Raw genomic sequence first — 26,822 nt, forward strand, 5'->3', positions numbered from 1 at the left:
GCTTTCGCATTGCTGGATTGTCACGATCAGTCATTGCGTGCCTCCGGTCGTGCTTTGATCCATACCAGCGGGGTGTTGCACCTGCTGCGGAAGAATCATGGCCCTTTGTCTCAGCAATACTCGGGGTATCTGCGGTTTGCGCGGGACTTGCCAGTAGGACCTGTGCAGAAGGCGCTAAGCGACTTTCCTGAACTACGGGCGCTGACGCAGATCGGTGTTGGAGAGATCGAGGCAAAGACCCTTGCCGTGCTTGATGATCAGCAAAAGATTCAAGTCAGGGGAACTTTAACGTACATGTCAACGCAATCAGGGCAGGCGACCATTGTACGAATTCAGCAGTTGCGCGGGTATAAGAAGGCCTATCAGTTGGTCCGTTCTGCTCTCGCCAACATTTCGGGCGGTGTTCGTGACATTGAAACCGTCTATTCCAGTCTGTTTCCAGACATGGTTCCCTATCAGGCCAAGCCTGAAATGAAGATTGGTCAAGCAGAACCTTCCTGCGAAGTCGCTGCAAAAATCATTCAAACATATCTGCGGGTTGCGCGGCAAAACGAAGAAGGCGTGATCGCTGATATCGACACTGAGTTTTTGCACGATTACCGGGTATCGTTGCGCAAGATCAGGTCAGTGATCAGCCTGTTCAAGGGTGTGTTGTCTGTAGCCCAGACGGCCGAGCTGAAGCGGGTCTTTTCCGACCTCATGACCTGTACTGGACCTCTGCGTGATTTGGATGTCTACCTTCTGGAAAAAGACAAGTATTTCAATCTTATCCCGCCGAACCTTCACTCAGGACTGTCCGAGATGTTTGATCAGTTTCAAACGGAACGTACACAAGAGCAATTGCGCCTGTCACGCTGGTTGCGCAGCGCCGACTACACGACGTCCATGACCGACCTGACCGCAATGTTTGCAAGTTCAGATCACTTGGACCTTGGGCCAAACGCGCATCTCGGTGCGTATGACTATGCCTGCGCGCTGATCTGGAAGCGCTATCGCAAGGTGTGCAAACTGGCGCGCGGCATAAGCGACGATAAACCAGACAGGACGGTGCATGACCTTCGTATCGAATGCAAAAAACTAAGATATCTGATGGAATTGTTTGCCCCACTATTCGACGGGAATGGATTTAGAGTGATCCTTAAGCCGTTGAAAAAACTTCAGGATAGTCTTGGTTTGTTCAACGACTATTCTGTTCAGCAAGATGCGTTGTTGACCTTTGTAGCGTCTCGCGCCGATACGCAAGGCCGCGTAAACGCGCAGATCGGTTTGTCCGTGGGCGGCCTAATCGCTGTGCTTGATCAACGCCAAAAGACGGAAAGAAAGCGCGTTGTCGCAAGTTTCCATCAGTTCGACGGGCAAGAAATCCGGCACATGTTCCGCAGTCTGTTTCACCACAAAAAGGAGTAAGGAATGAAGATCATTTCCTTTTACAGCAATAAGGGCGGTGTTGGACACACCGCGACTTCCGTGAACCTGGCCTATGTCTGTGTGCAAACCGGACGGCAGGTTTTGCTGTGTGATCTCGATTCTGGGGGTGCGTCTGGGGTCTATTCTCGAGCCGCCGATGAAATCCTTGTTCCTGCCATTCCCACAACCCTGTTCGAGCGGTTATTTGGTCAACTGATTAGCATTTCCGACAAACACAATATGCATCAGAAAAGCTGCGGGCGTTCTTTTCAATGGCGCAGCATCGGGCCTTTGCCAATACTTACGCAGGTCGCGGCGCGGCTGGCAAGCATACCGGGCGCTGTTCGATGAGCTGGAAGAAAGAGTGGGGGCGCTCCGGTGAGTACAGAAATTGAGCGCAAGTTTTTGGTGGCAAATTTACCGGACTTGAGCCGCGCAGAAAAAGCAATGGTGCGTCAGGGTTATCTTACCTCTCCGGAGGATTCGACCGAATTGCGCCTGCGGCAAAGGAACGATGTGTTTTTCCTGACCTTGAAAGGGGGAGGTGATCTTGTACGTGTTGAGCGTGAGACAGAGATAACCCGAGACCAGTTCGAAACTTTCTGGCCGGAAACCCAAGGACGCCGGGTCGAGAAGGTACGTTACACGGATCAAATGCCGGACGGCCACCAGTTCGAGCTGGATATTTTCTCAGGCGGCCTGGAACCCCTGCGTTTGGTTGAGGTTGAATTCCATACCAGTGAAGCCGCAAATGCTTATGTCCCACCGGATTGGTTCGGTGCGGAAGTTACAGGCGATAAACGGTATAAAAACACGATATTGGCGGTAAACGGACTGCCGGATTAACTCTGAATTGCCAGATTGATCGTGGTTTCCAGACCCGGGTCGCAGTTTCGGGCTGCGAATGTCCCGCCATGCATATGGGAAATCGCGGCAACCAGTGCGAGCCCCAATCCCGCGTTGCGTTCCGTCCGCGCCGGATCAAGCGTAACGAAGGGAAGCTGAAGGCGATCCAACTCTCCGGGCGGAACACCCGGACCACGGTCCCGAACCCGCAATTGGGCAAATCCGCCTTGGGTACCGATTGAGATCGTGATTGCGGTATCTGCCGGTGCATAGCGCATAGCGTTTTCCAGCAGATTGGAAAGAGCCTGCGAGAGGAGGGGCCGGTGCCCCTGAATAGCTGGGGCAGAGCCCGTAACCTCAAGACGGATGTCCTGATCCGCGGCTACCGGATCGTAAAGCTCTACGACATCGCCAACCAGTTGCTGCAAGTCAATGTCTTCGAATTGCTCGCGACCCAGACCAGCCTCGGCCCGCGAAATTTCGGTAAGCTGTCCCAAGACCCGCAAAACATGGTCGATTTCTCCCGTTGCCCGCGCAATGTCGATTTCGCGGTCCAGATCGCTTTTGCCGGGCTCGGAAAGGGACTCGACACGTTGACGAAGGCGGGACAAAGGAGAGCGCAAATCATGTGCGATCGAGTTCGAGGTGGTGCGCAGATTACTGACCAGCTCTTCGATCCTGTCGAGCATGTTGTTCAGCGTTCCAGAGACCTGATCGAACTCGTCCCCGGTTCCGCGCAGGGGCATCCTTTTGGAAAGATCGCCGGAAACGATGTTTTCGGCTGTGCTTGCAATGTCCGACAGGCGTGAAAACACCAGGCGTGTGAACAGCCAGCCGGTGATCACGCTCAGAACAAATGCTATCCCTAGCGCCAGTGCCAGAGATCGGAACAATACACGGTCGAATTGTTGACGGGCCGCCGCATCCCGTCCCACCAGAAGGCGTTCGCCACCGGGCAGGCGGATCGATGCCGCCGAGATAGGCACCAGTTGGTCATTGTCAGCCCTGCGCAACTCAAGGTCGACCCAACCGCTTCCGGCGGTCACATTGACCGGCCAGGTTTTCAGGTTACCCACAAGCTTGACGCCTTGCCGATCCGCCAGAAGATACAGCGCGTCTCGGTCGGGCGCGCTTGGAAGACGGCGTTCGATCGCTGTGATCAGCCCGATCAGCCCGCGCCGTTCATATTCATCTGCAAGCCCGGTCAGTTCGGCGGACACGACTGATCGGGTCTCGGATTCGATGCTTCTGTTGGCCGTCACATAGACCAATGCCAGCACGGACGCGGTCAGGAACGTGCTTAGCACCATGCTGGTGGCGACAAGTCTTGTTCGTGAATTATTAAGGGAAAGCCGAAGGTTATCCATCGGACATCATGTAACCTGCTCCGCGAACAGTTTCAATCAAAGGTGTGTCTCCGCCTTCATCCAACTGGCGGCGCAGCTTTGAGATGTGAACATCCACAACGTTGGTGTTCGGGTCGAAATGATAATCCCAGACGCCCTCAAGCAGCATGGTACGCGACACGACACGGTTCTTGCGGCGCAGAAAGAATTCAAGGATCTGGAATTCACGGGGCGTCAGCGTGATCTCATGGCCGTCCCGCGTAACCTTGCGGGTCAGAAGATCCATTTCAAGATCCCTGCAGGTCAGAGTCGGCGTTTCCTCGGATTCCTGCGGACGTCGCAACAGGGCTTCGATCCGTGCATGAAGTTCCTGAAACGAGAAGGGCTTGACCAGATAATCGTCGGCGCCTGATCGCAATCCTTTGACGCGCTCGTCTACTGCGCTCATGGCCGTCAACATCAAGACCGGTGTTTTCAACCCCGCCGCGCGGAGGGATTTGATCAGCGACAGCCCGTCCAGACTGGGAAGCATCCTGTCCAGCACAATGGCGTCAAACCCGCCATCCGTTGCATGGTACAATCCCTCTCGGCCATCAGCAGCCGTTTCGACCACATAGCCTTCTTCGCCAAACCCCTTGGCAATGAAATCCCTGGTGTCAGCGTCATCTTCGACGATCAACAGACGGCGGCTCATGATCTGGCTCCTTTTCCCTTGGGATTTAAACACATTATCCAAACAAAGCCCATGGAATGCAGAATATCTTGCCGGGTGCTGGGCACGCACCCGGCAAGCCCGACGGACAGCGGACAACTCAGGTCCGCCGGGTGAGGCGCGCGCCGGATCTCCCCATCAAGCGGCGCGCGCATAGTGTTGGTCAGACCAGTTCGACGGCAACGAAGATCTGGCTGCCGGCCCGATTGATCAATACCAGTGCCGGGTCTGTCTTTTCGCTGTCCAGTGCCGCCTTCAGCGCTTCGGGTGTGAACGTGTCTTGGTTGCCCAGTTTGACGATCACATCACCACGTTGCAGACCCGCCTGAGCCGCAGGGCTGTCCGGTTGCAGGTCTGTGACGACCACACCTTCGACGGCTTTAGCGATACCTGCCTCGGCCCGCACCTTTTCAGTCAGCGGGGTCACGGTGACACCAAGCGACGTGCCTGCCGCCTCGGATTCGACAGGGGTGTCGGACTGAGCCGCCGCTGCCTGATGCTGGCCAACGGTCAAAGTGACCGTTTCCTGTTTGCCATCGCGCAGAATGGTCAAATTACTGGCGGTGCCGACCTTGGTTGTGCCCACCAGAATGGGCAGGTCACCACTGGAGTCTACGGCTTCGCCGTTGAAGGACAGGATGACATCGCCTTGTTCCAGAACTCCGTCAGCGGGGCTGTCGGCGACAACATCTGCCACCAGTGCGCCCGAGGAGGCATCAATTCCCAGTGCCGCCGCAAGCTGCGGGCTGATATTCTGGATAGATACACCCAGCCACCCACGGCTGACCTGCCCGTCATCCTGCAGATCGGCCGCAATATGCTCAACGATGTTCGAGGTTACGGCAAATCCCAGTCCGACAGATCCGCCACTGGGGGAATATATGGCCGAGTTCACGCCAATCACTTCGCCGTCCATGTTGAAAAGCGGGCCACCGGAGTTGCCCTTGTTGATGGCGGCGTCCGTTTGAATGAACTCGGCATAAGGCCCGTCCGAGATATTGCGCCCTTTGGCCGATACAATGCCGGTAGTAACTGTCGAGCTCAAACCAAACGGGTTGCCGATCGCAACGACATCTTCGCCAACGCGGATTGCATCGCTGTCACCCAGTTCGACGGCTTGCAGACCCGGGCCTGCATCGATCTTCAAGACTGCGATGTCTGTCAGCGGGTCGGTGCCAACTACCTCGGCCTCAAATGTCCGGTCATCACTTAGGCGAACGGTTACAGTCGCGGCATTGTCCACCACATGGTGATTGGTGACGATATAACCGGCTTCATCCAGTACAAACCCTGACCCGAGCCCTTGTGCCGGCCCGCGTTGAGGCATGTTGAACCCTTCAGGCCCACCAAAGCGCTTGAAGAATTCCCCAAACGGATGACCGTCGAAATCATAATTCTGCCCCTGTGCGGGGCTTGGGCCGGCCTTTTGCTCGGCAATGATGGTTACAACCGAAGGGGAAACGGATTCGACAAGATCGGCAAGCGCCTCATCCGCCTTCGAAGGTAAAGCGGTTGTGGCCAGCATAGCTGCGCCCAATGCGCTGACCCCCATCCAGTTGGATGTGCGGGGAAGTAAAAGCGAAGATTTTCGGATGCTCATTTCTGTCTCCTGGTTTGATCACGCAATTTCCGTTGCGCGTTGAGACATGAGATGCACTGGCAGGATTGGGGTTTCCTGACTGATCAATTAATAAATCTTAATTTTGCCACAAAGCGGGTGTTTTGTGGCGAAGGACGTTGATCAGGATTCGCTGATTTAACCGGGTAGGTCGAAGGCGAATCGGAGGATTGTTGCCAAAACGGACGTCAAACTTTCAAAAAAGTTGAATTTTCTTTGTTTTGTTGACAATGCTTTCACTGAATAGTGGGGAAAAGTGCTGCTCTTCCAATGGTTGTGGGCGAGTCCGGGAGTCATCGGACTTGACGCTGTAACTTTGCTGACAGGCAGCTGAATGGGTGCATAAGTTTGCGCTTAATCCCGAATCGTTGATATGCGCACCGGACTTGGATCGCCTATAGGTTGAGCAGGCCGTGGAGCTATGTTGCCTAAAAGCCAAATCGAGGTGCGCGAAATTAACCTATTCTTCCAATTTTACGTTGTTTCTAAGGATCGGATAAGTGAGGATGAAATTGCCCAAGTGAGGGGAAGCCAAAAGCGCTAGGGGGCGCTGGCGGCTAACTCAGTTACCGGAAGTTTTAGCGGCGTGTTAACGAGGGGGTCTTGTTTAGGTTTAGCGGCTAGGGAACCAGAGCGTCTTTAAGACCTATTGGTCAAACTTTTGGAATTGTGGAAAGTGGTAGTCCTGTATTGGGCACCGGCCCGGTCGATATCGACCGGGCCGTGTTTATTCAAGAAGTGCGCTTCTTGCACCAAGCATCCCAATCTTCCGGCGTATCCAAATCCAAAACCGCGTTTTGACCGGGTAGGGCTTGCAGGAATACGCCACCCTGTTGTGACCGAACCACCGTCTGCGCGCCGTGATCGCCGTGCAATGCCAAGAGCTGACTGAAAAGCGTCCGATCGAAGATCACCGGGTGCCCGGGCTTTCCATCTGCGGTTGTTCCGCGCCAGATTACATTGTCGGGATGTAATTGACGTGCATTCAAGATCGTTCTCAGATCAGCCTGGGTCAGGTCAGGTAAGTCGGCCAGCAAAACCATGACTGCGGGTGCGTCTACAGGAAGGTATTCTATGGCGGTGCGCAAACTGGCGTTCATTCCCTCTGCCGCGTCCGGAACCGGAACGGTCTGAACATCCAGTCCCGCAAGTGCATCATATCTTGGGTGTGGACGCGGTGGCAGGGCGACAAGGACACGCGCCACACCACGCGCAAGGGTCGCAGTGCGGGTCAGCAGTGGAATGCCATCGATTTGCTGCAAAAGCTTGTCCAACCCGCCCATACGACTGGATTGACCGGCGGCAAGCAGGATGATTGGGATTTCGGTCATTGTGCCTCACTGCCGTCAGTCATGTGTGCTGTCATCCCCTCATGCGTGTGCCATCTGGGTCAAACAAAGGTGTCGAGATAACCTTCGCTTTGCGCATCTGCCCCAGAATCTCGATTTCAACCCCCAGACCATCTTCTATGCGCCCGGACGGCAGAAAGCCCATGGCGACGGATTTTTGCGCAAAATGAGAATAGCCGCCGGAGGTACAGAACCCGACAACCGAACCATCCAGCCAGATCGGTTCATAGGCGTTGACGTCTGCATCGTCTGTTTCAACCTCGAAGGCTGCCAGCTGGCGGGTGGTTCCGTTGGCCCGTTCTGATTCCGCTGTATCGCGGCCGATGAAACGGGTGTTTTTGTTGAAAGCAATGAACCGGTCCAACCCCGTTTCTGCGGCGGTGTAATCTGGCGAATATTCCCGCATCCATGAGCCAAAGAACTTGTCTAGCCGCAGGCTCATCATTGCGCGCATTCCGAACGGAACAATGCCGTGGGGTTGTCCGGCCTCCCACAGCGTCCACCAAAGCTGACGCTGCGCTAAGGGGTCGCAATAGATTTCATAACCAAGATCACCCGTATAGCTGACACGCTGAACGATACAGTCGGTCATGCCGACAGTCATCCGGCGCACGTTCAGGAAGTTGAAATCGGCCAAGTCGTCTCGGGTGCAGGCTGCCAGAACTTGCGTTGCCTTCGGGCCGGCAATCTGGAAGCCGTTCAACCGGTCGCTGACGTTTTCAATTCTCACGCCGTCCTGAGCGTTTTGCTGGAACCACCGCATGTGGAAGGCCTGACTGCCATAAGACGCCGTAAGCTGGAACTCGGTGTCAGTCAGGCAGGAAACGGTGAAATCACCGATTAGCTTGCCCTTGTGCGACAGCATCGGGGCCAAAGACAGCCGACCGGGTTTCGGAATGCGGCCAGCCATGATCCGGTCCAGCCAGTTCCGAGCATCGGGTCCGGTGATGCGGTATTTGCCGAAATTGTGGACTTCGTTGATACCCACAGCTTCACGCACCGCCCGCACTTCGCGCCCTGTCGCCGCGAACGCGTTCGAGCGGCGGAAGGATGGCGTTTCAAACCCCGGCTCATTTTCCTGAGCAAAATAGTTTGGGACCTCAAGGCCGTATTGCTGCCCCCAGACCGCGCCCAGCTCGCTGAAGATGTCATACATTGGTGTTGTGCGGTTGGGGCGCGCGGCAGGTAGTTCTTCGTTCGGATAGGCGACGCTGAAGCGTTTCTGATAATTCTCGATGACTTTGGGGCGGGTGTAACCTGGGCTGATCCAGTCTCCGAAGCGGGCAACATCCATGGCAAACACATCGCGCTCGGGCTCGCCTTCGATCATCCACTGCGCCAGCGTCAGGCCAACGCCGCCACCCTGACTGAACCCGGCCATGACACCGCAGGCCGACCAGTAGTTGCGCATTCCGGGTACAGGGCCGACCAGCGGGTTGCCATCAGGGGCAAAGGTAAACGGCCCGTGGATCACCGATTTTATCCCAGCCTCAGCCAGCACGGGAAAGCGGCGATATGCGAATTCGATACTGTCGGTGATCTTGTCATAGTCATCGGGCAGCAACTCGTGCCCGAAATCCCACGGGGTGCCGTCTACTGCCCAGGGCTTGCAGGGCTGTTCGTAGAACCCGATGCACAGGCCACGCCCTTCCTGCCTTAAATAGCTTTCACCTGCCGGATCCATGACATGCGGATGCTCGCCACCCGCATCGATAATTGCTTCGATCTGTGGGATCGCGTCGGTGACAAGATATTGATGCTCCATCGGGTGCAGGGGAAAATAGACACCGGCCATGGCGCCAACTTCACGTGCCCAAAGCCCGCCTGCATTAACAATGTGTTCGGCATGGATTGTGCCCTTGTCGGTGACGACATCCCAGCTTCCATCGGGGCGCTGGTTGGTTTCACGCACCATACAATGAGTTTCAATTGTGGCACCGCCCATTCGCGCGGCCTTGGCATAGGCATGGGTGGTGCCTGAGGGGTCCAAATGTCCATCCAGCGGATCATAAAGAGCACCGATAATTCCGTCGATATTTGTAATGGGCGCGATCTTTTTGATTTCTTCCGGGCCGACGATTTCTGTCTCAAGCCCCATGAACCGATGCTTGGCGCGTTCCGCCAGCAGCATATCAAACCGGTCCTGATTGTCGGCAAGTGTCACACCGCCCACGTGGTGCAGGCCACAGGACATGCCGGTGATCTGTTCCAGTTCTTTATACAGCCTGATCGTGTATCCCTGTAGCGCCGCCATGTTGGTGTCGCCGTTGAGGGTGTGAAACCCGCCTGCCGCATGCCAGGTCGATCCGCTGGTCAGTTCGGACCGTTCCAGCAACATGACGTCCGACCACCCGAGCTTGGTCAGGTGATAAAGAACCGAACATCCGACAACACCGCCACCAATGACGACCACCTGGCATGTGTTTTTCATCCGCTCCTCCTTTTCTGGTAGGACGGTGCAGATCAATGGCAAAGCATTCTGTCAAACGAGCGACAGAGCGCGTCGTTTTTGTCTAGCGTCCAAACCCTATAAGGGCCGCACTTTCAGGGCTGTGATACGATTGCCTTCGCGTGCTGTAACCTCGAACCGGAAGCCATGGAACGAGAACACTTGCCCAACAACCGGGATCATCTGGGCTTCGTGGATGACCAGACCAGCAAGAGTGTTGGCTTCTTCATCCGGTAGCGACCAGTCCAGCGCACGATTGACATCGCGAATGGTCATAGCACCTTCGACAAGGAATTGGCCATCATCCGTCCGCACGACCGGCACCTCTTCGGCGATATCGAACTCATCGGCGATTTCGCCCACGATTTCTTCCAGAATATCCTCAAGCGTGATCAGTCCACGCAATGAGCCGTATTCGTCCACCACCAGCGCAAAATGACCATGCATCCTCAGAAACTCGCGCATCTGGTCATCCAGAGTTGTGGTCTCTGGAACGAAGTAGGGGGCATTTGCGACCTTGCCGATGTCGAAGCTGGCCAGCCGGTCGGTGCCGCCATCGCTGCTGCCAGCCTGTGCATACATCGCGCGGAACAAGTCCTTGGCGTGAACAACGCCAACAATGTTCTCCTGCTCGTCCCTGAAAACAGGCAGACGAGTGTGAGGGCTTTCAAGGCATTGCCTCAGGATAGCTTCGGGTGGGGCGTTCGCATCTATCATCTCGATGTTGGAACGGTGGAGCATGATCTCTTCCACCGTGCGGTCGCCCAGGTCCAGCGCGCCGAGGATGCGGTCGCGATCTTCTTTTTCGACAACCCCTTCCGAATGGCCCAGTTGCAGGGCGCCTGCGATTTCTTCGCGCACGGCCAGAATATTGCTGTCAGGATCGATCTGAACTCCGAACAGGCGCAATACGCCACGCACCAACAATCGTACGGCCGCGACGACAGGTGAAAACACCGTCACGACCACGCTGATGATCGGCGCAACGGCCGCAGCGGCCTTTTCGGAATTGGTGATGGCGTATGTCTTGGGCAGCACTTCGGCAAAGATCAACACCAGAAAGGTCATGACCAGCGTTGCCAATGCCACGCCGCTTTCGCCAAAAAGACGTGTGAACAACGCCGTCGCCAGTGACGCGGCCAGAATGTTGACGAGGTTGTTGCCCAGCAGAACCGACCCGATCAGACGTTCGTTGTCGTCGGTGATTTCCAGAGCCTTTTTAGCCCCGCGCGATCCCTTGTCGGCCTGAGCGCGCAGTTTCCCCCTAGATGAGGCGGTCAGCGCCGTTTCCGAGCCCGAGAAAAATCCGGACAGGATAAGCAGGAACAGGATAGCGCCGGTCGTAAACCAGAATGCGCCGTCGATCATAGAAGGTAAGGGTTCCATTGGTCCTTGATAGGTTTGTGTACTGCATCCGTTATGGGGACGTCGCCCCGCTGGATCAAGGTCTTAGCCCTTGTCTCCATTGCGGTCTTTGCTCAGCGGGTGATGTTGCAACACCAGTTCCGCCAGACGTTCATCCAGAACATGCGTATAGATTTCTGTCGTCGCTACGTCTGCATGGCCCAATAACGTCTGGATCGATCTCAGATCAGCGCCGTTGGCCAGCAGATGCGTAGCGAATGCATGGCGCAGCGTGTGTGGTGTGACTTTTTCAGAAGAAACACCGCCGCGTACAGCCAGCTCTTTCACCAGCAAAAAGAACCTGTGCCGTGTCAGATGACCGGACTTGCCGCGTGATGGGAACAGAAAGCGCGAGCGCTGAGCGCCTTTTTCCGCGGCCAGGTCCTCGGCCTCGTCCCGCGCGGTCAACCAAGCGGCCAAAGCATCCCGGGCCGGCGGCGACAAGGGGACCATTCGCTCCTTCCCCCCTTTTCCCAGCACCAGCAGCATCCGGGGGTCGCCACGGGCCGAGGAGACGGGCAGGGAGACAAGTTCAGTCACCCGCATTCCGGTAGCGTACAAAACCTCCATCAGGCAGGTGTTCCTCAGCCTGTCAGATTCGGTTCGCCCGGTTTTTCGGGCAGCCTCCAGCAAACGATCAACTTCGGGCACATCCAGCGTCTTGGGCAGTCGTTTCTGCCGGCTGGGACCTTTGATCTGAATGGCCGGATTGGTCGCGCGCCAGCCTTCTTCGAAGGCAAACCGGTACAGCTGTTTGATAGCAGACAAACGCCGCGCGCGGGTTGAACGTGACAAGCCCTGTGCATCGCACTCGATCAGGTAGGCTTCGATCAGGTCGCGATCTGCCTGATCAAATCCGGATTTCTTGCGGTCCAGCCATTCGGCAAAATCTTTCAGGTCGCGCCCATAAGCCAGCAGCGTATTGGTCGCAGCGCCAAGCTCTGCCGCCTGCGCCTGCAAGAACGTTGAAATCCACAGCGAATCTAATGCCGGAGAGCCCATGATCAACGCTTTTGCAGGATCAAAAGGGACAGGGCCGCACGTCGCGCGGTGTCTTCCAGCCCAACGCGCCGGAATGTTGCAATTGCCGCTGTCAGGTCCACCAGATTGCCCCGTGCGCCATGTGCAAACAGTTGCATGGCTTCAATAATGGCTTCGCCCAATTGACCGTTGGCCAGCAGCGCATCAATGTCGCCCGGCACAGGCGCTGCCCATTCAAACCCCTGAGCGATAGCATCAGCCAAAGGGGACGGGGACACCGCGCGCCCGGGGTCACCTTGTGCCAAAGCGGCAAGAAATCGGGTTTCGTTGGATGTGTCGGGCGCTGCCAAGGCGGCCTGTTCGTAAAGCCCGGACAGCATCAGAATACGCCAGCGCAGGTTTTCGGTGGCGGCAACTGGCAATGTGAAAAGTGACAAGCGCTCGGCGAAAAGTTCGGCAAACGGAACCTCAAGCCCGACACCGCGCATCTGTTGCCAGACCGGCTGCAAAGTCTTTCCGATCGCTTCCGCATTCCCGGTTTCCAACGCGCTTTCAAAACGCTGAACGGCGGCCACCCGATCCCAGACAGCACCTGAGGCTGCCGGATCACGCTCGGTATAGAGGCCCAGCAGCTGATTGGGGGTTAATGCGCCAATACGGGTAAGCCGTTCCGCTGCTTCGATCTGTGCCTTCCAACCCGCGACATCGCGCAGATCCGCATTGGCAAACGCCCGCGGCAGCGGAGCGGAAGGAAGCCGTTCGCCAATTGCCTCAAACAAACGGAACGTCAGGGGATCAGGGTTTTCCGGCTGCGGCAGGTAAGCTGCGCCTTCATACAGTTCCGGGCTGAGGAAACGGTCCAGAACCGCCAGATCCTCGGGTGGAAGGATTTCAAGCGCATGTGCCGCCTCAAGCGTCAGCGCAGCCGAAGCCCAATCCCCGCGGCGGGCCTTGCAGAAGATCTGAGCCGCATAGTCCCGCGAAAGATACGGTTCGGCAATAAGGGCGGTACAACTGCGATCCTCATCCCCGGTCAAGAGCGTCGCATCGAACCAGCGCTTGAACCGGTCCTGCGTGTCAGTGGGTCCGGCCAGTTGAACAAGCGATTGTGCCGGATCAGCGGCACCCAGTTGCATCAACCGATCCAGTCGGGCCAGCAAAAGGGTTTCTTCGGCCAGTGGCCCCGACGGCGCGCGGGTTTCAGACAAGAGCAACGTGAACAACAAACGCTGCATGGCCGGGTTGTCACGCACGTGGACGTCGGCGATCAGTTCGGCCAGGCGATCCGCCTCGCTGCCCTGCCAAAGGTCGACGGGCAGACCGGTGACAGAGGACGAAACAAGGCCCAACGGCTGCGACAGTGCCTCAAGCGAAGTCACTTCAATTTCCGGCAATGCGCCATCTTGCGTAACCGGTGGTTCCAGCAGAACGGTTCCCGGCAGGTTTTCCGGCGGGTCTGTCAGCCATTCAATGGCGGATAAGGGTTCCTGCGCATGTGCCGACCCGGCCAGTGTGACTGCCAAAAGCAGTTGCTTAGTTGACATCCAGTACAACCGGCTCGCGAATTTCACTTTGAGGCGCAGAGAAATCCACACCAAAGAATGGACCGACATAGGCATAGGCAACCAGCCCGATGAATGTCAGGCACAGAACATATATCAGGAATTTGATCAGACGGCTCATGGCGTCACGCTGCCTCAATTTTTGATTTTGACCAAGTTATAACTGGCATTTTTCCCAAGATCACGTCATTCACGGTGAAATGAGCGAAATTAAGCATAACACGCATTCAGCGGACGCGCAGACCCGATTTGATCTGCACAAAACCGTGGTTTTGGTGGGCATGATGGGGGCCGGCAAGACGGCCGTGGGCCGCGCTTTGGCCGCGCGTCTGGGTGTTCCCTTTCTGGATAGTGATGCCGAAATCGAATCAGCCGCCAACATGACCATTCCCGAAATCTTTGAGCGGGACGGGGAGCCGTTTTTTCGCACCAAGGAAACACAGGTCATCAGCCGCCTGCTGGACGAAAAAAAAGGCATCCTTTCAACGGGTGGCGGGGCGTTTCTTCAACCCGACAACCGGCGTTTGATCACCTTGCGTGGGGCGTCTGTCTGGTTGCGGGCAGACCTGAAAGTTTTGTGGAGCCGAGTTCGCCACAAGGACACGCGCCCACTGCTGCGCACCGTTGATCCGTATGCGACATTGAAAGCCCTCTACGAGGCGCGTGTTCCGGTTTACGCCGAGGCAGATTTGATCGTGGATTCGGACGGCGAAACGTCGATCGAGAATATGGTGGACCGGGTTGTCGACGCCTTGTTGGCGCGCCCTGATGTTTTGGAAATCAGATAATGCATCAAACAGTACATGTGGAACTGGGTGACCGGTCGTATGACGTTGAGATCGGTCCGGATCTTCTGGCGCGAGCGGGCGAATGGATTGCACCACTATTGGCGCGCCCCAAGGTGGCCGTCCTGACAGATGAGAACGTTGCTGACCTACATCTGGACGCGCTGTGTGCAGGTCTGAAAGTCGCCGGAATCGAAATGTCCGCGCTGGCCTTGCCCGCCGGCGAGGCGACCAAAAGCTGGCCTCATTTCGAACGCGCGGTTGAGTGGCTGTTGGCTGAAAAGGTTGAACGTAGGGACGTTGTTGTGGCCCTTGGTGGCGGGGTAATTGGTGATCTTGCTGGCTTTGCCGCAGCCGTCCTGCGCCGAGGTGTTCGGTTCGTACAAATCCCCACGTCTTTGCTGGCGCAGGTCGACAGCTCTGTCGGAGGGAAAACAGGGATCAACGCCCCTCAGGGGAAGAACCTGATCGGCGCTTTTCATCAGCCATCGCTGGTTCTGGCAGATACATCTGTCTTGCAGTCCATGACCCAGAGGGACTTTCTTTCAGGGTATGGCGAGGTGGTGAAATACGGCTTGCTTGGGGATGCGGAATTCTTTGAATGGCTTGAGGTGAACGGGCAAAGCGTCTCCTCGGGCGACATGGCCGCACGTGTGCGTGCGGTAACCCGCTCGGTTCAGATGAAAGCCGATATCGTGGCCCGGGATGAAACCGAACAAGGTGACCGCGCCCTGCTGAATCTGGGGCACACCTTCTGCCATGCCTTGGAGGCCGCCACAGGTTATTCGAACCGTCTTTTGCATGGCGAGGGCGTGGCCATTGGCTGTGCACTTGCGTTCGAGCTTTCGTCCCGCCTTGGCCTGTGTTCGCAAGAAGACCCAAGCCGGGTACGCGCGCATCTGCGGGCGATGGGCATGAAAACGGACCTGGCTGATATTCCCGGTGACTTGCCAAGTGCCGAGGCGCTGGTGGATCTGATGGGGCAGGACAAAAAGGTTGTGGACGGCCAGCTGCGGTTTATCCTGGCCCGCGGAATTGGTCAGGCTTTTGTGACCTCGGATGTGCCGAAGGATGCGGTCTTGTCGGTTCTGTCGGACGCGCTGGCCCCGGTGTGACGCAGGGGATTAACGGCCCTGAATAACCATCAGCTCGCCAATGTTTTCGCGGGTTATGTAACCGATCATGTGACCGCCATGGGTCAGAACTGCAATGGCCGGAGCCCCATTGTGCAGGTGTTCCAGCACGTCCTCAAGGCCGGTTGTCAGCAAGACTGCGGGAACGTTGGCATCCATGATCGAGGTCGCGGGCGAAGTTCTGGGCTGGTCGCTTGCCAGGGCAGTGAACAGGCGATCGCGTGTCACAAAACCCAGCAAAGTGTGATTTGAGTCTAGTATCGGAAATTCGTGCTGCGTGGTGTGAATGACGGCTTGCGCAGCTGTGCTCAGCGTATCGCTGGGGGATAGGGCATGAAATTCGGTGATCATCGCGTCCCGGGCCAGAACGCGGCGGACCGCGGATCGCAAAGCGACTTCCTGGCTTTCTGCATTGGCCGCAAAGAACACAAATACGGCGATCAATACCAGAATTGGATTGCCAGAGCTCAGCCCTAGAAATCCAAACCCGATGGCGACAACCTGGCCACCAACGGCTGCAATTCGGGTGGCTTTGACACGATTCATGCGTAAACACAGAAGGGCGCGAAAGACGCGGCCTCCGTCCATTGGGAATGCCGGGATCAAGTTGAAGATGGCCAAAAGCAGATTGATATAGGCCAGCTTGTCCACAATCCTCACATTTGGTGACTCCAATTGCGCGAGGGTCTCAAGCGGCATCCCAGCGCCAAGCACGGCAAGGCCAATAAAGATTGCGATATTCACTGCCGGACCCGCAAGCGCCACCAGAACCTCTTGCATCGGTTTTTCCGGCATTCTCTCAAGCCGGGCCAGGCCGCCGATGGGCAGAAGGGTGATGTCGGGGGTTTTGATACCATAACGCCGCGCCATAAGGGCGTGACCGAACTCATGAGCGACAACGCAGGCAAACAGCGCCAGAACAAAGAGAAGGTTTTCTGTCGCGGCTGGCAGGCCACCGGCTGAGAATGCGGCAAAACCGACCCAAGCGAGCAGCAGAAAAAAGGTGACATGGACCCTCAATTCGGACCCGAGCAATCGGCCGAGAGAGAAGGACCATGTCATGTTGTTTCTCCGTTTTACTTAGAACGGAATCTCGTCGTCGTCGATTCCGCCCGATGCAGGCGCCGGAGAGCTGGATGGACCGCCATAGGGGTCACCGTAACCGCCACCGGCCTGGCCGCCACCATACCCGCCGCCGCTGCCGCCACCGCCTTCACTACGACCGTCCAACAGGGTCAGTTCCCCGCGATAGGGGCGCAGGACAACCTCGGTCGTATAACGATCCTGACCGGACTGATCCTGCCATTTGCGGGTTTCCAGCTGGCCTTCGATATAAACCTTGCTGCCCTTGCGCAGATATTGCTCGGCGATGCGGGCCAGCGGTTCCGAGAAGATGGCAACCGAATGCCACTCTGTCCGTTCACGACGTTCACCCGTGTTGCGGTCTTTCCAGTTTTCCGAGGTGGCAATGCGCAGGTTGCACACTTTGCCACCGTTCTGGAACGACCGGACTTCGGGGTCGCGGCCAAGATTTCCCACCAGAATGACCTTGTTGACTGAACCCGCCATGTAAATCCTCGTTCTGTTCTGCGTAAATGCGCCGAATCTGGCGCAATGAGTTTCGTGAGACCCTATACGGCCTGCATCATGGTTGAAAACAGTTGATACAACACTGTCGAACAAGAGTCTTACTGTACTATTTACCAAGCTTTCATTTTTTGCGGGAATACCTATACTCCCACTGGTTTTTGATCGAGCAGGATAAGCAAAGATGCGTTCTTGGGTTGCTGGGTTTTCTGTTGCCTGCCTAGTATTGGCCGTTGCGCCGGTGCAAGCACAAACCTTGTCCAGCAAAAGCCGCAAGGATATTTTCCTGAAACAGGCGAAGATTCTGGATTCTCGTGCGGCAACCCAGTACCGCGACTCGGCCCGGCTGAAACCCAAAACAACGCGCGATCAGGTCAGCAAACGATATTCAGGAAAATATCGCGGAGAATATCTGGAAATCGCGCGGCGCGTTGCCCGCCTTCACAACATCCCAGAAGATCTGTTTTTGCGTCTCGTGCAGCAGGAAAGTGGATGGAACCCTCAGGCGAAGTCACATAAAGGTGCGTTGGGATTGGCGCAGCTTATGCCACAAACGGCTGAGCTTTTGGGCGTAAACCCGCATGATCCCAAGCAGAACCTCGAAGGCGGTGCCAGATATCTGTCCTGGCAGTACCGCAAGTTCAAATCGTGGCCTTTGGCGTTGGCGGCCTATAACGCGGGGCCTGATGCGGTTGAAAAGCATGGTGGTATCCCGCCGTACAAGGAAACCCAGAACTACGTGAAGGTTATCTGGGGCGGCTGAAACTGATGCTGCGCCGCAGAGTGTCGTATTCTTGATTCAGTGTAACGCCTCCAACTAACCTGACAGGGTATCGCCCAGTAACTGGTGAGGCCCCTTATGCCTGCTGATCATCCGCAGATTCCCAAAGAAACGCTGGCAAACTGGCAGCAACTTGTTGATCTGGTCGCAGAACTGGCCGACGTGCCCGCAAGCCTGATCATGAAAACCGACGCGCCGGATCATGCGGTTTTGATCACATCCGATCACCCCGAGAATCCATATCCGGTCGGTCTGAGTTTCCAGTTGAACCCCAAGCTATATTGCCAGGGTGTTCTGGAGCGTGACGGAGAATTGGTGGTCGAGGACGCCAAATGTGATCCGGTTTGGGCGGACAACGACGACCTGGAACACGGAATGACCTTTTACATCGGCTTACCGCTGAAATGGCCCGACGGCTCGGTGTTCGGCACAATCTGTGTTCTGGACCGTAAACAGAACCGGCGGGCCTTGTTGTTCCGAGAGGGGCTGGCGCAGTTCGCGCGCATGGTCGAGTCGGATTTGGCTTTGTTGCAAGAGGTTTATCTGAGACGCGCGTTGGAGGAGAAACTGAACGAAACACTTGCCCAGCTTGAAACGCGTGTTTCGGATCGAACCCGAGAGTTGCAGGAGACGAACACAGCGTTGCGCGTATTGCTCTCAAGTCTCGACGATGACCGCAAGAACCGGGATCACGAAATCGTCGAGCAGGTTCGAAGCAGAGTTTTGCCGTATCTTGAAAAGGTTCGGGCGCAGCTTTCCGGCGACGAGGCGCAATTTGTCTATCTTGAGCTGGCCGAAAAGAACCTGAACGAGATCACGTCTTCGCTGTCTGACAAGTTGACGGATGCCTTCGCGGCAATGACCCCGACCGAAATGGAAATTGCACAGATGGTCATGTTTGGGAAAACCACGAAGGACATTGCCAAGGCCCTGTCCCGAGAGACGTCGACAATCGATTTTCACCGCAACAACATTCGTCGAAAACTAGGACTTGAGGGAAGGGATCAAAACCTGCGCAGTCATTTGCTCTCGATTTCGTGAATGTTGAATATGGGGAATGCCCCCATATTCCACCCCCATTTTTTCGGTCTGAGCTGATGTGCTTTGGCTTGCTACCCTCTGGGATGAGGTGCCGAAAAACGGCGCACGTCCAACAGAGAGGTACATAGATATGGATCGCAAGGATCTGAAACCGACCATCCTGAAAGGGGACAAGGATCATCTGGCACCGGGGTTGTCTCGGCGGTCATTTTTCATGGCGGCAGGTGCCGCCGGTGTTGGCGCGACAGCTTCAGTGCTTGGCGCGAAACCTGCCGAGGCGCAATCGCAGGCGTGGTTGCAACCAGGGAACAATAACCATGTGATCGACCTGCAGGGATCGACGGGGCAGGCCAGTGCCGGAGTTGTCAGTATCGACTATTATGGCCATTGCGCCATCAAGATCACCTCGCCCAACGGCGCAACGGTCCTGTTCGACCCCTGGCGTGATGACCCGTCGGGCGCGTGGGGGCTTTGGTTCCGCAATGAATTCCCCCAGATCCCGGTGGACATTACCTTGTCGACACATGCGCATTTCGATCACGACGCGATCGAACGACCAAGCTCGACCATGGTGCTGGACAGGATGGTGGGCAATTTCGAGTTCTCCGATATCAAGATCACTGGTTTTGCAGATAAACATGCCTGCGTGGCGCCGGGGTGGTACAACTGGACCAATGCACTGGCCGAGTTTGGGGTCGAAGCCTGCCCACCGAACAATGTGGGTCATATGGATATGGTGGTCTATCTGGTGGAAACAGGCGGCATTCGTACGCTGATCTGGGGTGATAATCGCCACAATCCGCCTCAGGAGTTTTGGGACGCCGTCGGACAGGTCGATGTTCTGACCCTACCGGTAGACGGGTCGCAACATATCCTGAGCTTCGATCAGGGTAATGACATCGTGGCCAAGCTAAAGCCCAAGATCATTATCCCAACTCATTACCTGAACGAAGTCACGTCTTATACGCTGACCACGCTGCAATCAGCAGACGAGTGGGTAAAGGGACAGCAAAGCTATCAGATGCTTGACAGCGCCAGCCTGAAACTGGAGGCTGGAGAGATTGCTGGTATGAACCAGGAGTTCATGCATTTCGGCAATAATGTCATGACCGGCTGAGAGTCTTACAGGGAACCACCACTCACAGGCGCCGCCAGTTTCCTCGTGAAACGCGGCGCTCACAGAAAGGGCCGGTCAACGACCGGCCCTTTCCAGTGAAGATCCGCAAACCTACTCGGCCGCGACTTTGATAACGGGTTGCATCCGTGCCAGCACCTCTTCGGACAAGTGGCACTTCACCTGATGACCCTCGGCCAATGTCTGCACCGGTGGCACATGTGACTCGCAACGGCCGTCAGGCACTTCGGATTTCCAGCGACACCGTGTCTGGAACGGGCATCCCGGTGGCGGGTTCATGGCTGAAGGAATATCACCCTCCAGTACGATGTGCTGCTTTTCGACCGATGTATCGGCGATGGGAACAGCACTCAGAAGCGCTTCGGTATAAGGGTGGTAGGGGGGTGCAAAAACCTGATCAGTAGTGCCCAGCTCGACCACGTGGCCCAGATACATCACCATCACACGGTCGCTGAGGTATCGCACGATGGAAAGGTCATGGCTGATGAACAGCAACGTGGTTTTGTGCTCGCGCTGAATTTCCATCAGCAGGTCGGTCACCGCAGCTTGCACCGAAACGTCCAGCGCCGATACGGGCTCGTCGGCTACCACGATGCGCGCATCGCCAGCAAAGGCGCGCGCGATACCTACGCGCTGCTTCTGGCCACCCGACAGCTGACGCGGCATCCTGTCGGCAAAGGCGCGCGGCAGTTTTACCAGATCCAGCAGCTCCAGCATCCGCTTCTTGCGCTCGGCCTCAGAATTGCCAACACCGAAGATTTCCAATGCCCGGATGATCTGGCGCCCAACGGTCATCGACGGGTTCAGCGTGTCGAACGGGTTCTGAAACACCATCTGAACTTCACCAACGGTCTTTGCGTCGCGCTCTTCTATGGGCACTTGTTCGATATTGCGGTTGTCCAGCAGAATCTGCCCGTCCGTGGCCGTCTCAAGACCCATCAAAACCTTGGCGAACGTGGACTTGCCGCAACCGGATTCACCCACGATGGCCAACGTCTCGGATTCATGCGCCTCGAAACTGAGCGTTTCGTTTGCCTTCACAACCTTCTTTTCGCCACCGCCGAACAGGGCATTTGCTGCAACCTCATAGTATTTCTTGAGGTTGTCCATCTTCAGAACGACCCTGCCGATCTCACCTTTCTCTTTCTGTTCACCCACCGTGATTGGTGCGTTCCAGTCAATCTCTTTGAATTTAAGGCAACGGGTATGGTGCCGGTCATTTCCGGGCACCGCCTCCATCAGGATGTCCTTGGCGTCACAGCGACCCTCTTCGAAATAGTCGCAGCGCGGACCAAAGTTACAACCATGGGGTCGCTCATGGGGTAGGGGAAAGTTCCCCGGTATAGCCACCAGCGGGCGCGAATTCTTGTCGGCCCCCGGCAGCGGGATCGACCGGAACAGGGCCTGCGTGTAAGGATGCTGCATCTCGTCAAACACATCCTTGATCGAGCCGCGCTCGACCGCCTCACCCGAATACATCACGCAAAGCCGGTCACAGGTTTCCAGAACCAGCCCGAGGTTGTGCGAAATGAACAGCATCGAGGTGCCGTATTTCTTGCCCAGATCCTTCACCAGCTCGACCACGGCAGCCTCAACCGTCACGTCAAGTGCCGTTGTTGGTTCGTCAAGGATCAGCAGCGCCGGTTTCGACATCAAGGCCATCGCGATCACGATGCGCTGCTGTTGACCGCCTGATAGCTGGTGCGGGAACGAGTTGAGCATTCGCTCGGGGTCCGGCAGGCGCACATCGGTGACAACTTCAAGCGCGCGCGAATACGCTTCTTCCGCGCTGACGCCCTCGTGAATCATGGGCACTTCCATCAGCTGCTTACCGATCTTCATTGCCGGGTTCAGTGAGGCCATCGGCTCCTGATAGATCATCGCGATCTCATTGCCGCGTATGTCGCGCAATTCATCTGAACTCATTTCCGCCAGATCACGCCCTTTGAACTTGATCGTACCACCAACGATGCGACCGTTCTTGCCAAGGTCCTGCATGACACCCAGCGCCACCGTGGATTTGCCGCAACCGGATTCACCGACCAGACCAACAGCTTCACCGGGTTGCACACTGACAGAGAAATCCATCACGGCCGGAATTTCCCGCAGGCGGGTAAAGAAGGAAATCGACAGCTTGTCGATCTCAAGGATCGGGCCGTCATAATCCGCCATCTTGCTCATCTTGTATCTCCTCACCAGATCGAGGGGATCCTCTTCATCTGGCTAAAAATATCTCGGGGGGTCCGGGGGGGCTGGCCCCCCGGTTGTTTTCACGTCAGTCTTTCAGGCTTTCTTCGCGCAACCCGTCGGCCAGCAGGTTCAGACCCAGAACCAGCGTCAACAAGGCCAGCGCGGGTGGCAGAGCAGGGTGCAAGTAGATCGACAAAAGCTTGCGCCCCTCGTTGATCGTCGACCCCCAGTCCGGGCTTTCAGGTGGCAGACCCAGACCAAAGAACCCTAAGGTTCCCAGAAGGATGGTGGTATAGCCAATGCGCAGGCAGAAATCGACAATCAGCGGGCCACGCGCGTTGGGCAGGATTTCCCACAGCATGATGTACCACGGACCCTCGCCACGGGTTTGTGCTGCCGCTACGTAGTCCCGTGTTTTGATGTCCAGTGCCAGTCCGCGCACGATGCGGAAAACGGTGGGCGAATTCACAAAGACCACCGAGACAAAGACCACCAGAATACCGCCTGGGATATCGAACAGATCCAGATAGGTTGGCAGCCCCCAGATACGATAGGCGTCGGTATTGATGATGTAGCCACCGGTCGAAATCAGAGACAGGTAGAACCAACCCGCTACTCCCAAAACTCCGATCAGCAGCGGTGTTCGGAAGTTCGGTCTGGTATAGTAGCGTGAGTTCAACAGCACGCCGAGGAATATGATCGGGAATACGAACAAGACGGCCGCCATGTAGTTCGGTACACCGGTCGCAACGATCTCGGGCGTGACCAGCAGATAGAACAGCAGGATCACCGGGAAGGCCAGGATCAGGTTCGCAAGGAACGACAGCAAAGTATCCAGCCGACCACCATAATAGCCTGCCGGCAGACCCAGCGTGATTCCAACCATGAACGCAAACATCGTGGCAAGCGGGGCGATCTGAACAACAATCCATGCACCTTTGACCATGCGGCTGAACACATCGCGGGCCAGATTGTCGCCACCCAGCAGATACCAGGCGTATTGACCGTCCTCCAGATTTGAAAGTGGCGTACCTGGCACTTTGTTCTTCATGCCCGAAATCTGCGACAGCGGGTCATGCGTGACGATCAAATCCATCGCGCCGAATACCCCGGTGAAAACCCAGAACATCACAAGGCCAAAGCCAATCATGCCGATGGGGCTGTCAAACAGTTTGCCGTAGAGGCCAAGCTTGCGTTTGAAGGCTATCGACATGGCATAAAGGATGATTAACGACACCCATACGGGCAAAAACTGCTGGGACATGGCGCCAATAATCCCGGCGCTGGTGCCCATTAGTACGCCCAGTACGATATAGGCGAGTGCGATTCCGACACTGGCCAAGAAACTGTAGCGCAGTGCAAGTTGTATCAGTGTCCGCAGGCCCGAGCTTGAGCTCAACGTACCGTCCGGGTTCACCGTCATCTGGTCTTCAGGCAGCACGATGCTGGCCAGCATCCAGATGGCAATGGACAAGACCATTAGCGCAAGGCCAAGGGCAAAAAGCGGGTTCAGGAAGGCGATAGAGCCGGTCCAGGTAAGTGGTTCCATGATCTAACCCTCCTTAAGAAATGCGGATGCGCGGGTTGAGGTAGACATAGCCGATATCCGAAATCAGCTGGGTCACCAGCACCACAAAGACCGAAACGACCGAAATCGCCAGCAACAGCTGAATGTCGTTATTGCCCGCGGCCTGAACCAGCGCCCAGCCGAAGCCCTTGTAGTTGAACAGTGTCTCGACGATCACTACACCATTCAGCAACCAGGGGAACTGCAGCATGATGACGGTGAACGGTGCAATCAGCGCGTTACGCAACGCATGCTTCATGACGATATTCGGGAACGAAACACCCTTCAGGCGCGCGGTGCGGATATATTGCGCGGTCATCACTTCGGTCATCGAGGCGCGGGTCATCCGTGCAATATAGCCCATCCCATAAAGCGCAATGGTCAGGACCGGCAGAAAGAAGTTCTCAAAGGTCGGGTTCTCCATCGCTTGCGTGGCCGTACCTTTAAACCACTTCAAACCAACTGCGGATGAGGTGAAGATGGCGATAAAGATCACGCCCGAGACGTATTCCGGTGTTGCTGTCGTTGTGATGGCGAAAGTCGACAACGTCCTGTCAGTGGCAGATCCTTCTTTCATTCCTGCCAAAACACCAAGGATCAACGCAGACGGAACCATCAGTAGCATGACCCAGAGCATCAGACGACCAGTCAGAGCCAACCGGTTCCCAACAACAGTCGAAACCTCTTCCTTGAAGACAGTCGAATAGCCCCAATACCCCTGCAGGATTCCGCAGAAATTCGGGGATTCTTCGGCGGTTTTGCCCGGCAGGATGCATCTTCCCTGAACGGTTCCGTCTTCATTCGTGTACCGATACGAGGGCAGGACACCCAGCCATTCGCCGTATTTTATCGGAGTGGATTGGAGGTAACCATTTTTGCTCAGGTAGCTCTCAACCTGTTCATCCGACATCCGAAAGTTGCCCTGCGTTTTCGCCAGCTTCTCGAGGTTCGGATAGAGGTTAGTTAAGAAGAAAACCAGGAATGTCAGACACAATGCCGTCAACAGCATGATGCCAACCCGCCTTAGAATGAAAAGTCCCATATTTGCCCCTGTGGGTCGGCTAGCGCGGGTTTCATGGAACGCCACGCTTAGCTGTTATTACTTGTTCGTCGCGTTCAGGACGAAGAGGCCGCGCCAGGGTGGCGCGGCCTTTTGCGTTTTGGCTCAGGACGTAAAGCCGAACTTATAAAGCTGCGGCAAGTCAGCGATATGCTTTTCAACACCCACCAAATTGTCGCGGTGATGGCGCATCGCTGTCCGCCAATAAGGCTGGATCGTGACACCTTCGTCGATCATGATCCCCTGCAGTTTGGCCATCACTTCACGACGTTTGTCGACATCTGCGATCGAGTTCGCCTCGGCCAGCAACGCATCAAACTCTGCATTGGCGAAACCGGATTCGTTCCACGCGACTCCCGATTTATAGGCCAGTGCCAGCACCTGAGTGCCCAATGGGCGGTGGTTCCAGTTCGTCGACGAGAAGGCGTATTTCGTCCAGTCGTTCCAGAAGGTCGATCCCGGCAGAACTGTGTGCTTGGCCTTGATACCCGCGTCGTTCAGCTGCGCTACAACCGCGGCCGTGGTGTTACGGCGCCAGTCATCGTCGATTGATTGCACTTCGTGCTCAAAATCACCCATACCCGCTTCGTCCATCAGGGCTTTCGCCCCGGCAGGATCATATGGGATACGAGTCACGGCCGAGTCATGTTCAGGGTGCATCGGCCCGACGTGGCAGTTGTCAGCCGGAATGCCGTAGCCCGACATGCCCAGCTCCAGGCACACTTCGTTGTCCACCGCCATGGCCAAAGCCTGACGAACGCGCTTGTCGCCGTAGATCTTGTTGCCGTTTTCGTCTTCGGCCAACTGGTTCGGTCGGATAACGATGGTAAAGCCCGACGGGATTTCCGAGCGCACAAGTCCAATGCCGTCAAAGATGTCGACGAATTCGCCAACAGATTCCCAGTTCATGTCGATCTCTTCGGCCTCATAAGCTGCAAGGAATGCAGCCGGGTCAGTGCCGTAGTCGATGAACTCGATGCGGTCGATATAGCCGCCTTTGCCAGCCTCATATCCCCACCAGTCGAAACCTTCGTTGCGCACCAGCACGCCTTTGACGCCAACTTCGTGGCTGTCAGGCAGCATGAAGCCCGTGCCGACAGGGTTTGAAAGCATGTCGTTTGCATCGAAGCTGCTGTGCACGATTGCGGCGGGATAGTCCGCCATACCCGGGATGATCGTGATGTCAGGCGCGTTGCACTTTAGTTTGACAGTATGGGAGTCAACCACAGTGATTGCACCGTCCGCAGCTTGCTGAGTGCTTTCGTCGATAAGCGACGCCATACGCGATGCCATCGAGTTGCCTTCCAGGCCAGCGTCACACCACCCTGCAATGTTACGGGCCACGTCTTCGGCCGTGAAATCGTCGCCATTGTTCCACTTTACGCCCTTGCGAACGTTCAATGTGTATTCAGTGGCGTCGTCATTGGCTTCCCAGCTTTCCAGCAGCATCGGCTTGAACGAGCCGTCGTTGTTGTATTCAACGAGGTACTCCAGCCAGCCTGCTGTGAAAGTGGCAATTTGCGTCCAGTCATAAGTTCGCGGATCTTTAAGCGCGCGCACTTCCATCTGATAGCGGATGGTACCACCGCGCTGCGGTTCTTGTGCCGCCGCAGGCGATTGCAGACCGATCAAACCATAGGCCGTCGGTACCGCGACACCCAGCGCCGTCGCGCGGACCAGAAATTCCCGGCGGCTAAGCTTGCCGTCACGGTATTCCTGCGCGTGCATCTCGGCCGCCCAGTGCACCTTGTCTGTGGTGATTGCCGTATTGGTCATAAATGTCTCCCTGTGACATTGATTTTGTTGATTTGTTCTTGTTCTAAGCGACACGGGTTAGTCGTGTCGAAAGAAAGAAGGATTCCGTTTTTT

General features: G+C 56.2%; 23 protein-coding genes. 8 read left to right on the forward strand and 15 right to left on the reverse strand.

Annotated features, from left to right (window positions below; translation table 11 throughout):
- Positions 1-246: 246 nt before the first annotated feature.
- From AC2FLO_RS10670 to AC2FLO_RS10680, 3 genes are read left to right on the forward strand one after another with little or no spacing between them, the layout of a single operon-like run.
- Positions 247-1,407, forward strand: coding sequence for a CHAD domain-containing protein (locus AC2FLO_RS10670; RefSeq protein WP_496752843.1), 1,161 nt, complete (start codon positions 247-249; stop codon positions 1,405-1,407).
- 3 nt (positions 1,408-1,410) lie between these two features.
- A complete protein-coding gene (locus AC2FLO_RS10675) occupies positions 1,411-1,758 on the forward strand; it encodes an AAA family ATPase (RefSeq protein ID WP_496752842.1) in 348 nt (115 codons plus the stop codon).
- A 27-nt stretch (positions 1,759-1,785) separates the two neighbouring features.
- Positions 1,786-2,253 (forward strand): CYTH domain-containing protein, encoded by a 468-nt coding sequence (locus AC2FLO_RS10680; protein ID WP_496752841.1) that lies wholly within the window; start codon positions 1,786-1,788, stop codon positions 2,251-2,253.
- Here the strand turns inward: AC2FLO_RS10680 and AC2FLO_RS10685 are convergent.
- From AC2FLO_RS10685 to AC2FLO_RS10725, 9 genes are all read right to left on the reverse strand, one after another.
- Positions 2,250-3,620: a sensor histidine kinase gene (locus tag AC2FLO_RS10685; protein ID WP_480565059.1), complete on the reverse strand. Its 1,371-nt coding sequence runs from the start codon at positions 3,618-3,620 to the stop codon at positions 2,250-2,252. The genes AC2FLO_RS10680 and AC2FLO_RS10685 overlap by 4 nt on opposite strands.
- Complete coding sequence (locus tag AC2FLO_RS10690; protein WP_496752840.1) at positions 3,613-4,293, reverse strand: response regulator transcription factor; 681 nt, start codon at positions 4,291-4,293, stop codon at positions 3,613-3,615. Before AC2FLO_RS10690 ends, AC2FLO_RS10685 begins: the two co-directional genes overlap by 8 nt.
- A gap of 181 nt (positions 4,294-4,474) precedes the next feature.
- Positions 4,475-5,911: a DegQ family serine endoprotease gene (locus tag AC2FLO_RS10695; RefSeq protein WP_496752839.1), complete on the reverse strand. Its 1,437-nt coding sequence runs from the start codon at positions 5,909-5,911 to the stop codon at positions 4,475-4,477.
- A 749-nt stretch (positions 5,912-6,660) separates the two neighbouring features.
- Positions 6,661-7,260, reverse strand: coding sequence for a nucleotidyltransferase family protein (locus AC2FLO_RS10700; protein WP_496752838.1), 600 nt, complete (start codon positions 7,258-7,260; stop codon positions 6,661-6,663).
- 31 nt (positions 7,261-7,291) lie between these two features.
- On the reverse strand, positions 7,292-9,709 hold the full coding sequence (locus AC2FLO_RS10705; protein WP_496752837.1) for a GcvT family protein: 2,418 nt from the start codon (positions 9,707-9,709) through the stop codon (positions 7,292-7,294).
- 96 nt (positions 9,710-9,805) lie between these two features.
- Positions 9,806-11,113: an HlyC/CorC family transporter gene (locus tag AC2FLO_RS10710; protein ID WP_480505427.1), complete on the reverse strand. Its 1,308-nt coding sequence runs from the start codon at positions 11,111-11,113 to the stop codon at positions 9,806-9,808.
- 63 nt (positions 11,114-11,176) lie between these two features.
- Positions 11,177-12,133 (reverse strand): site-specific tyrosine recombinase XerD, encoded by a 957-nt coding sequence (locus AC2FLO_RS10715; RefSeq protein WP_496752836.1) that lies wholly within the window; start codon positions 12,131-12,133, stop codon positions 11,177-11,179.
- Positions 12,134-12,135: 2 nt separating this feature from the next.
- On the reverse strand, positions 12,136-13,656 hold the full coding sequence (locus AC2FLO_RS10720) for a hypothetical protein (protein WP_496752835.1): 1,521 nt from the start codon (positions 13,654-13,656) through the stop codon (positions 12,136-12,138).
- Positions 13,646-13,795, reverse strand: a complete 150-nt coding sequence (locus AC2FLO_RS10725) for a hypothetical protein (protein WP_267363898.1) — start codon at positions 13,793-13,795, stop codon at positions 13,646-13,648. Before AC2FLO_RS10725 ends, AC2FLO_RS10720 begins: the two co-directional genes overlap by 11 nt.
- A 79-nt stretch (positions 13,796-13,874) precedes the next feature.
- Here AC2FLO_RS10725 and AC2FLO_RS10730 point away from each other — a divergent pair, with 79 nt between their 5' ends.
- Positions 13,875-14,462, forward strand: coding sequence for a shikimate kinase (locus AC2FLO_RS10730; RefSeq protein ID WP_480565040.1), 588 nt, complete (start codon positions 13,875-13,877; stop codon positions 14,460-14,462).
- Entirely contained in the window at positions 14,462-15,574 is a 1,113-nt protein-coding gene (aroB, locus tag AC2FLO_RS10735) for a 3-dehydroquinate synthase (protein ID WP_496752834.1), read from the forward strand. Before AC2FLO_RS10730 ends, aroB begins: the two co-directional genes overlap by 1 nt.
- 9 nt (positions 15,575-15,583) lie before the next feature.
- Here aroB and AC2FLO_RS10740 read toward each other — a convergent pair whose 3' ends face one another.
- Together AC2FLO_RS10740 and ssb are read right to left on the reverse strand one after the other, a co-directional pair.
- The gene (locus tag AC2FLO_RS10740; protein ID WP_496752833.1) at positions 15,584-16,654 is read right to left on the reverse strand and encodes a site-2 protease family protein; all 1,071 of its coding nucleotides are present in this window, start codon (positions 16,652-16,654) and stop codon (positions 15,584-15,586) included.
- Positions 16,655-16,672: 18 nt separating this feature from the next.
- Complete coding sequence (ssb, locus tag AC2FLO_RS10745) at positions 16,673-17,161, reverse strand: single-stranded DNA-binding protein (protein WP_209504119.1); 489 nt, start codon at positions 17,159-17,161, stop codon at positions 16,673-16,675.
- Between the two features lie 202 nt (positions 17,162-17,363).
- On the opposite strand from ssb, the gene AC2FLO_RS10750 reads away from it, so the two are divergent.
- The 3 genes from AC2FLO_RS10750 (at position 17,364) to AC2FLO_RS10760 (ending at position 20,118) form a co-directional block, all read left to right on the forward strand.
- Positions 17,364-17,942 carry a lytic transglycosylase domain-containing protein gene (locus AC2FLO_RS10750; RefSeq protein ID WP_496752832.1) on the forward strand — a complete coding sequence of 193 codons (579 nt, stop codon included), beginning with the start codon at positions 17,364-17,366 and terminating at the stop codon, positions 17,940-17,942.
- Positions 17,943-18,038: 96 nt separating this feature from the next.
- A complete protein-coding gene (locus AC2FLO_RS10755; protein WP_267363905.1) occupies positions 18,039-19,001 on the forward strand; it encodes a LuxR C-terminal-related transcriptional regulator in 963 nt (320 codons plus the stop codon).
- Between the two features lie 130 nt (positions 19,002-19,131).
- The gene (locus AC2FLO_RS10760) at positions 19,132-20,118 is read left to right on the forward strand and encodes an MBL fold metallo-hydrolase (protein ID WP_496752831.1); all 987 of its coding nucleotides are present in this window, start codon (positions 19,132-19,134) and stop codon (positions 20,116-20,118) included.
- A 111-nt stretch (positions 20,119-20,229) separates the two neighbouring features.
- Here the strand turns inward: AC2FLO_RS10760 and AC2FLO_RS10765 are convergent, their stop codons facing one another.
- The 4 genes from AC2FLO_RS10765 to AC2FLO_RS10780 all read right to left on the reverse strand — a co-directional run bounded on the left by AC2FLO_RS10765 (position 20,230) and on the right by AC2FLO_RS10780 (position 26,729).
- Positions 20,230-22,317 carry a dipeptide ABC transporter ATP-binding protein gene (locus AC2FLO_RS10765; protein ID WP_496752830.1) on the reverse strand — a complete coding sequence of 696 codons (2,088 nt, stop codon included), beginning with the start codon at positions 22,315-22,317 and terminating at the stop codon, positions 20,230-20,232.
- A 94-nt stretch (positions 22,318-22,411) separates the two neighbouring features.
- A complete protein-coding gene (locus AC2FLO_RS10770; protein ID WP_496752829.1) occupies positions 22,412-23,875 on the reverse strand; it encodes an ABC transporter permease in 1,464 nt (487 codons plus the stop codon).
- A 13-nt stretch (positions 23,876-23,888) separates the two neighbouring features.
- Complete coding sequence (locus AC2FLO_RS10775; RefSeq protein WP_209504113.1) at positions 23,889-24,935, reverse strand: ABC transporter permease; 1,047 nt, start codon at positions 24,933-24,935, stop codon at positions 23,889-23,891.
- Positions 24,936-25,058: 123 nt separating this feature from the next.
- Positions 25,059-26,729, reverse strand: a complete 1,671-nt coding sequence (locus AC2FLO_RS10780; RefSeq protein WP_480583928.1) for an ABC transporter substrate-binding protein — start codon at positions 26,727-26,729, stop codon at positions 25,059-25,061.
- Positions 26,730-26,822: the final 93 nt, after the last annotated feature.

It is taken from the genome of Ruegeria sp. TASC047, from assembly GCF_059612445.1.

What these genes read in the sequence shown, in the direction of transcription:
- AC2FLO_RS10770 (WP_496752829.1), bottom strand. Translation starts at nt 23,875, where the DNA reads ATGGAACCACTTACCTGGACCGGCTCTATCGCCTTCCTGAACCCGCTT.
- AC2FLO_RS10765 (WP_496752830.1), bottom strand. Translation starts at nt 22,317, where the DNA reads ATGAGCAAGATGGCGGATTATGACGGCCCGATCCTTGAGATCGACAAG.
- ssb (WP_209504119.1), bottom strand. Translation starts at nt 17,161, where the DNA reads ATGGCGGGTTCAGTCAACAAGGTCATTCTGGTGGGAAATCTTGGCCGC.
- AC2FLO_RS10760 (WP_496752831.1), top strand. Translation starts at nt 19,132, where the DNA reads ATGGATCGCAAGGATCTGAAACCGACCATCCTGAAAGGGGACAAGGAT.
- AC2FLO_RS10720 (WP_496752835.1), bottom strand. Translation starts at nt 13,656, where the DNA reads ATGTCAACTAAGCAACTGCTTTTGGCAGTCACACTGGCCGGGTCGGCA.
- AC2FLO_RS10730 (WP_480565040.1), top strand. Translation starts at nt 13,875, where the DNA reads ATGAGCGAAATTAAGCATAACACGCATTCAGCGGACGCGCAGACCCGA.
- AC2FLO_RS10675 (WP_496752842.1), top strand. Translation starts at nt 1,411, where the DNA reads ATGAAGATCATTTCCTTTTACAGCAATAAGGGCGGTGTTGGACACACC.
- AC2FLO_RS10780 (WP_480583928.1), bottom strand. Translation starts at nt 26,729, where the DNA reads ATGACCAATACGGCAATCACCACAGACAAGGTGCACTGGGCGGCCGAG.
- AC2FLO_RS10705 (WP_496752837.1), bottom strand. Translation starts at nt 9,709, where the DNA reads ATGAAAAACACATGCCAGGTGGTCGTCATTGGTGGCGGTGTTGTCGGA.
- AC2FLO_RS10685 (WP_480565059.1), bottom strand. Translation starts at nt 3,620, where the DNA reads ATGGATAACCTTCGGCTTTCCCTTAATAATTCACGAACAAGACTTGTC.
- AC2FLO_RS10710 (WP_480505427.1), bottom strand. Translation starts at nt 11,113, where the DNA reads ATGGAACCCTTACCTTCTATGATCGACGGCGCATTCTGGTTTACGACC.
- AC2FLO_RS10775 (WP_209504113.1), bottom strand. Translation starts at nt 24,935, where the DNA reads ATGGGACTTTTCATTCTAAGGCGGGTTGGCATCATGCTGTTGACGGCA.
- AC2FLO_RS10750 (WP_496752832.1), top strand. Translation starts at nt 17,364, where the DNA reads ATGCGTTCTTGGGTTGCTGGGTTTTCTGTTGCCTGCCTAGTATTGGCC.
- AC2FLO_RS10715 (WP_496752836.1), bottom strand. Translation starts at nt 12,133, where the DNA reads ATGGGCTCTCCGGCATTAGATTCGCTGTGGATTTCAACGTTCTTGCAG.
- AC2FLO_RS10690 (WP_496752840.1), bottom strand. Translation starts at nt 4,293, where the DNA reads ATGAGCCGCCGTCTGTTGATCGTCGAAGATGACGCTGACACCAGGGAT.
- AC2FLO_RS10740 (WP_496752833.1), bottom strand. Translation starts at nt 16,654, where the DNA reads ATGACATGGTCCTTCTCTCTCGGCCGATTGCTCGGGTCCGAATTGAGG.
- AC2FLO_RS10725 (WP_267363898.1), bottom strand. Translation starts at nt 13,795, where the DNA reads ATGAGCCGTCTGATCAAATTCCTGATATATGTTCTGTGCCTGACATTC.
- AC2FLO_RS10755 (WP_267363905.1), top strand. Translation starts at nt 18,039, where the DNA reads ATGCCTGCTGATCATCCGCAGATTCCCAAAGAAACGCTGGCAAACTGG.
- AC2FLO_RS10700 (WP_496752838.1), bottom strand. Translation starts at nt 7,260, where the DNA reads ATGACCGAAATCCCAATCATCCTGCTTGCCGCCGGTCAATCCAGTCGT.
- AC2FLO_RS10695 (WP_496752839.1), bottom strand. Translation starts at nt 5,911, where the DNA reads ATGAGCATCCGAAAATCTTCGCTTTTACTTCCCCGCACATCCAACTGG.
- aroB (WP_496752834.1), top strand. Translation starts at nt 14,462, where the DNA reads ATGCATCAAACAGTACATGTGGAACTGGGTGACCGGTCGTATGACGTT.